Raw genomic sequence first — 3429 nt, forward strand, 5'->3', positions numbered from 1 at the left:
AAGTAGCCCGGGAAGCCCATCTTCAGGATCGTGTTGATCTCGAACTCGAGCCGCTCGACATAGCGCGGCCGCTCGGCATCGCGCTTGGCGGCATCGGGGTACAGGTGCGCCAGCCGCTCCTCGAGGCCTTCGAACGAGGCGACCCGGAAGTATTCCTCGATCGGCATGCCGTTGGGCGTTGGGAAGTTGGGCAGCTGCGGCTTGCCGAGCACCAGCGTGAGGTTGCAGCGCTTGGCGATCTCGACCGTGTTGGCCAGCGCGCTTGGCACGTCGGCGAACAGCGCGGCCATCTCGGCCGACGACTTGAAGTACTGCTCGCGCGTGAACTTGCGCACCCGGCGCGGGTTGCCGAGGATTTCGCCCTCGGAGATGCAGACGCGCGCCTCGTGCGCCTCGTAGTCGTCAGCGGTGGCGAACTGCACCGGATGCGTGGCCACCACCGGCAGCCGCAGCCGTGCGGCGAGCTTCACGGCCGCGATCACGTGCGGCTCGTCCTCGGGCCGTCCGGCGCGCTGGAGCTCGATGTAGAAGCGGTGCGGGAACAGGCCGGCCAACTGAAGTGCGATCTCCGCGGCGCGCTCTTCCTGGCCCTGCAGCAGCGGCGCGCCGAGCGGTCCGGTCTGCGCGCCCGAGAGCGCGATCAGTCCGCCCTGCAGCTCTTCGAGCCAGGCCAGCTTGCAGGCCGCCTGGGCCTGGCCGCGGCCGACGTTCTGGGTCCAGGCGCGCGTCAGCAGCTCGGACAGGTGCAGGTAGCCTTCCTTATTCTGCACCAGCAGCACGATGCGCGTGAGCGCACCGGGCTCTGCGCCCAGCCCTTCGAGATACACCTCGGCGCCCAGCACTGGCTTGACGCCCTTGCCACGCGCTTCCTTGTAGAACTTGACGGCGCCGAAGAGGTTGTTGAGGTCGGTGACCGCCAGCGAAGGCTGGCCGTCGGCCGCAGCGGCCTTGACGACTTCATCGATGCGGTTGGTGCCGTCGACGACGGAAAACTCGGTGTGCAGGCGCAGATGAACGAACATCCATCCATTGTAGAAAGCGGCGCCTCCACGATGTGATGTGGGCATCCCTACAATCGCCCCCCGTGCAAGAAATATTGAATATCGCGGCTTACAAGTTTGTCGGCATCGACGACAGCGCCGAGCTGCGCGAACACCTGCGTGCACGCACGCATTCGCTGGCGCTCAAGGGCACCATCCTGCTGGCGCCCGAAGGCATCAACCTGTTCCTGGCCGGGAAAAAGGACCACGTCCACGCCTTTCTCGGCGAACTGCGCGCCGACCCGCGCTTCGCCGATCTCGAAGCCAAGGAAAGCTGGTCGCAGGCGCAGCCGTTCCGGCGCATGCTGATCAAGCTGAAGCGCGAGATCATCCGCATGGACCATCCGGCGATCCAGCCGGCCGCGGGCCGGGCGCCGGGCGTCGACGCACCGACCCTCAAGCGCTGGCTCGACCAGGGGCACGACGATGCCGGCAAGCCGATCGCCCTGCTCGACACGCGCAATGCTTTCGAGGTCGATCACGGCACTTTCGATGGCGCGATCGACTGGCGGATCAGCAAGTTCACCGAGTTTCCGAAGGCGCTGACCCAGCATGCGGAACAGTTCGCCGGCAAGACCGTCGTGAGCTTCTGCACCGGCGGCATCCGCTGTGAGAAAGCCGCGATCCTGATGCGCGAAGCCGGCGTGGCCGACGTGCTGCAGCTCGAAGGCGGGATCCTCAAGTACTTCGACCAGGTTGGCGGCGCGCACTACCACGGCGAGTGCTTCGTGTTCGACGGCCGCGAGTCCCTGGCGCCCGACTTGAGCGCGCGTTCGAACCGTGCCAGCGCGCGGGCGCCCGAAGACCCGGACCTGGCCCGAAAAAGCTGAGCTTCAGACCAACGTCGTGCCGCTGTCTGGTGCCTGCTGCACCTGGAACGGATGCCCCGGCAGCGGAATGAATTCGGTTTCGCCGGGCACATGGCCCATGCGTTGCGCAGACCAGTCGGCGCCGGCTTCGAGAATGCGCTCGCGCCGGCTCGAGACGAAGTTCCAGGTGATGAAGCGCGGCCCGTCGAGCGGCTCGCCGCCGATCACCACCAGCCGCACCGCGCCCTGCGCGGCCAGCACGCCGCCCTGGCCTTCAGCCAGCGTGGCCATCGTATGCTGCGCCACCGGCTCGCCATTGAGAGTGATGTCGCCGTCGACCGGGTAGACCGCGAGTTCGGTTGCCAGCGCCGGCAGCTCGAAACGCGCGCCGGCCGGCAGCGCGACATCGAGATAGAGGGTCTTGGAAAAGGTCGCCACCGGCGAACGAACGCCGAAGGCCTCGCCGATCAGCACCCGCACCGGCACGCCCTGCACGTCGAGGGCCGGGATTTCCGCCGCCGCGGTGTGCGTGAAGCTGGGCTCGGCCTCTTCGTGGGCCTGCGGCAGTGCGGCCCACAACTGGAGGCCGTGGTTCACGTAGGTGGCTTCGCGCAGTGCTTCGGGCTTGCGCTCCGAATGCACGATGCCGCGTCCGGCGGTCATCCAGTTGATGGCGCCGGGGCGGATTTCCTGCACGCTGCCGAGGCTGTCGCGATGCATCATCGTGCCCTCGAAAAGGTAGGTGACAGTCGCCAGTCCGATGTGCGGATGCGGGCGCACGTCGTGCTCCGAGCCGGGCACCTCGGTGGCCGGCCCGAAGTGGTCGAAGAACACGAAGGGCCCGACCGAGCGGCGCTTGGCCGAGGGCAGCAGCCGCCGCACCTTGAAGCCGCCGCCCAGGTCCTTGTCATGCGGTTGGAGCAGAAGCGCATCGGTCATGGGGTTCTCCGTGGGGCGGTTGTGGAATCAGCTGCGCGATCTTGCCACCGCGGCCACCCGTTCGCCAAATGCGCGCGCCGTGTCGAGATCGCCGCGTGCCATCTCGGCGGGGCTCGCATCGGAGGGCGAGGTGGTCAGCAGGCCGTTGTAGCCGCCGACGTAGTTGATCGAGTCGCGGGTCGCCGACTTGGTGTTGCTCGGCATCAACCCGAGGCTGACCCAGAGGCCGCTGTGCTGCATGGCGAGGTGCCACAGGTAGGTCAGCGTGGCGTCCTTGTCGCCGTTCATGGCGGCGCTGTTGCTGAAGCCCGCGAACAGCTTGTCTTTCCAGCCCTGGACGTACCAGACCTTGGAGGAGGCGTCGGCGAACTTCTTGAACTGCCAGCTCGGCCCGCCCATGTAGGTCGGCGAGCCCATGATGATCGCATCCGCCGCGGCCAGCATCTCCCAGCCTTGGGCCGGAAGATTGCCCTCGGCATCGATCGCCAGCAACTGGGCATCCGCGCCATCGGCCACCGCCTGCGCAACGCGCTGCGTGTGGCCGTAGCCCGAATGAAAAACGACAACGATGTCGGCCATGAACTTTTCCTAGTCAACGCGAACAGCGCATCGTAATCGCCCGGCCGGCGCAGCCCCGACAC

General features: G+C 67.1%; 4 protein-coding genes. 1 reads left to right on the plus strand and 3 read right to left on the minus strand.

From position 1 onward, the window contains the following. The coding region (locus AC1DY5_RS47925; RefSeq protein ID WP_478121381.1) for a PHP domain-containing protein at positions 1-1022 on the minus strand (1022 nt) is incomplete at its 3' end. A 62-nt stretch (positions 1023-1084) separates the two neighbouring features. Between AC1DY5_RS47925 and AC1DY5_RS47930 the strand changes: the two genes are divergently transcribed. After that, positions 1085-1870, plus strand: coding sequence for a sulfurtransferase (locus AC1DY5_RS47930; protein WP_478121382.1), 786 nt, complete (start codon positions 1085-1087; stop codon positions 1868-1870). A 3-nt stretch (positions 1871-1873) separates the two neighbouring features. Here the strand turns inward: AC1DY5_RS47930 and AC1DY5_RS47935 are convergent, their stop codons facing one another. Further along, complete coding sequence (locus tag AC1DY5_RS47935; protein WP_478121383.1) at positions 1874-2788, minus strand: pirin family protein; 915 nt, start codon at positions 2786-2788, stop codon at positions 1874-1876. A gap of 27 nt (positions 2789-2815) precedes the next feature. Further along, positions 2816-3367, minus strand: coding sequence for a flavodoxin family protein (locus AC1DY5_RS47940; RefSeq protein ID WP_478121384.1), 552 nt, complete (start codon positions 3365-3367; stop codon positions 2816-2818). Between the last annotated feature and the right edge of the window lie 62 nt (positions 3368-3429).

This window comes from Variovorax sp. P4_D9 (assembly GCF_056401695.1).

Coding starts and splice junctions, on each gene's coding strand:
- AC1DY5_RS47935 (WP_478121383.1), bottom strand. CDS start 2,788: ATGACCGATGCGCTTCTGCTCCAACCGCATGACAAGGACCTGGGCGGC.
- AC1DY5_RS47940 (WP_478121384.1), bottom strand. CDS start 3,367: ATGGCCGACATCGTTGTCGTTTTTCATTCGGGCTACGGCCACACGCAG.